The sequence below is a fragment of the Streptococcus mitis genome, assembly GCF_001579035.1.
Classification (GTDB): Bacteria; Bacillota; Bacilli; order Lactobacillales; family Streptococcaceae; genus Streptococcus; species Streptococcus mitis_J.
This window is the reverse complement of record NZ_KQ970287.1, coordinates 8,342-10,686: the sequence shown is the minus strand read 5'-3', so window position 1 is coordinate 10,686 and position 2,345 is coordinate 8,342. Positions and strand designations below refer to the sequence as shown.

Genomic DNA, 2,345 nt, shown 5'->3' with positions numbered 1-2,345 from the left:
CCCCTTCAAGCCCGGTTCCTTAACAGTCTTTACAAAATTTTTCTGAAGATGTTCCACTTCTATCATTGCCATATCTATCTCCCTATGGTAAGGAATTGCAACATTGTCTTTTGACTACAAATATTCTAAATCCTTACTTTCTACACCTTCTACATTTTATTACTACAGAAGGCTTTATACCAACCTATTATAGTTCAATAAAAACTAAAATGCAAGCGTTTGCCTACAGATTATAAAATTAAAGATTTCTCTCTTAAAACGATAATATTCTGGCTTAATAGTCTCCTTAAAACACCAAAAAACCCACCCAATGGGCAGGTTTCATCTGTATTATTCAGCTAGATTATGCTTTACCTTCTGAACCGAATACGTCGATACGTTCTTCAACTGATGCTTGGATAGCTTTTACACCGTCAGCCAAGAATTTACGTGGGTCGAAGAGTTTTTTCTTGTCGTATTCTGCTTCGTTTGCTTCGTAGTCACGAGCAAATTTACGAGTTGCGTTAGCGAATGCGATTTGGCATTCTGTGTTAACGTTAACTTTGGCAACACCAAGTTTGATAGCTGCTTGGATTTGCTCATCAGGAATACCTGATCCACCGTGCAATACGATTGGGAATCCTGGAAGAGCTTCTGTCAATTTTTGCAAGTGGTCAAGGTCAAGACCTTCCCAGTTTGCTGGGTAAGGACCGTGGATGTTACCGATACCAGCTGCCAAGAAGTCGATACCAGTTTCAACCATTGCTTTAGCGTCTTCGATTGGAGCCAATTCACCTTTACCGATGATTCCGTCTTCTTCACCACCGATAGTACCAACTTCAGCTTCTACTGAGATACCTTTAGCGTGTGCTTTTTCAACAACGTCTTTAGCCAATTTAAGGTTTTCTTCAACTGGAAGGTGTGAACCGTCAAACATGATTGAAGTGTAACCAACTTCGATACACTCAAGTGCATCTTCGTAGTGACCGTGATCAAGGTGGATAGCTACTGGTACAGTGATACCCATTGATTCAACAAGGTTAGCGATCAAGTTGCGAGCAACTTTGTAACCACCCATGTATTTAGCAGCACCCATTGAAGTTTGGATCAAAACTGGAGCTTTTTTAGCTTCTGCTGCGCGCAAGATAGCTTGAGTCCACTCAAGGTTGTTTGTGTTAAATCCACCAACTGCATAACCGTTGTCACGAGCTGCTTGGACAAATTTTTCTGCTGAAACGATTGCCATTTTATCAGGCCTCCTGTATATTTTTATGGGTCATCCCATTTACATTGTTCATTTTATCACTTTTTGACAAAAAAATCTAGTTTTTCCCGCAGTTTCGATTGAATTTCTTCTAGCTTCATCTATGTAAACCCTTTCTCTCCCTAACTTTGGGCAACTTTTGGAAAAGCTATAAAGAAGGTTAAACGATTCTCCCCCATTTCAAAACGATAGGGTAATTTTTCATGTTCTAACAAACTCTTGACCACAAAGAGGCCCATACCAGACCCCTTGACCTTACGACTAGCATTGTCAGAAAAAGATTGGGCTAGTTTTTCTTGTTCTTCAGGACTGCAGCTATTTTCTATAAAGAATTCCCCTTCTCTTTCTCCAATGCCAACCAAGCCACCTGGAGTGGAGTGCTTGATAGCATTGCTGATGAGGTTAGAAAGAATTAATTTCATGACAGATGGGTTTATATAAGCCTGCTGATGGGTCAAACTATTGGCTATCTGGAGTTCTCTTTCCTTGGCTAGTAAGGCATAATCCTTAACCAGACTTTGCGTCATCTGGTGTAAGTCAATCTTTCCCCTATCATCTCGTAATTCCTGTACAGACGAGAGGGAAAGTATCTGCAGAACATGGTGATTGAGCTCATCCACAATCCCCAAGGCAACTCCCAGATAGTGGTCTCTATCCTTATAACGACCAATATTTTCTTTCATGTTTTCGATCAGGATTTTCAAACTAGCCAGAGGTGTTTTCAATTCATGAGAAGCCCCTCGTAGGAATTCGACCTTCATCTTTTCCAGCTGGAGAATGGCTTCATTTTTGTCATGCAAGTCCGCAATGACAGTCAAAAGATGCTGGTAAAGGCTATTGATTTGTTCCTTGAGATCACCAATCTCATCCTTAGAATCCACGCGCAATCGTACTTGAGCATCCAGTTCCATCATCCGACGGGTCACCCGCTTGATTTCCAAGATTGGGGCAACAATGGTCCGAGCATAGATGTAGGCCACTAAAAGAGAAATTAGAAATGATGCCAACAAGGTATAGGGGAGAAACTGGAGACTGATTTGCTCTGCTTCCTTTTGCAAATCCATGGAAGCTAAAAATTGCAGGATCATGGTGCCACCATCTT

The 2,345-nt window shown here is 41.2% G+C and carries 2 protein-coding genes; both read right to left on the bottom strand.

Going from position 1 to position 2,345, the window contains the following annotated elements:
• Nucleotides 1–343: 343 nt before the first annotated feature.
• Entirely contained in the window at nt 344–1,225 is an 882-nt protein-coding gene (locus SMIDD26_RS04455) for a class II fructose-bisphosphate aldolase (protein ID WP_001018997.1), read from the bottom strand.
• Nucleotides 1,226–1,365: 140 nt separating this feature from the next.
• Nucleotides 1,366–2,345, bottom strand: a 980-nt coding sequence (gene vncS / locus SMIDD26_RS04450; RefSeq protein ID WP_061439185.1) for a sensor histidine kinase VncS, incomplete at its 5' end; no start/stop codon positions are given.

Coding starts and splice junctions, on each gene's coding strand:
- SMIDD26_RS04455 (WP_001018997.1), bottom strand. CDS start 1,225: ATGGCAATCGTTTCAGCAGAAAAATTTGTCCAAGCAGCTCGTGACAAC.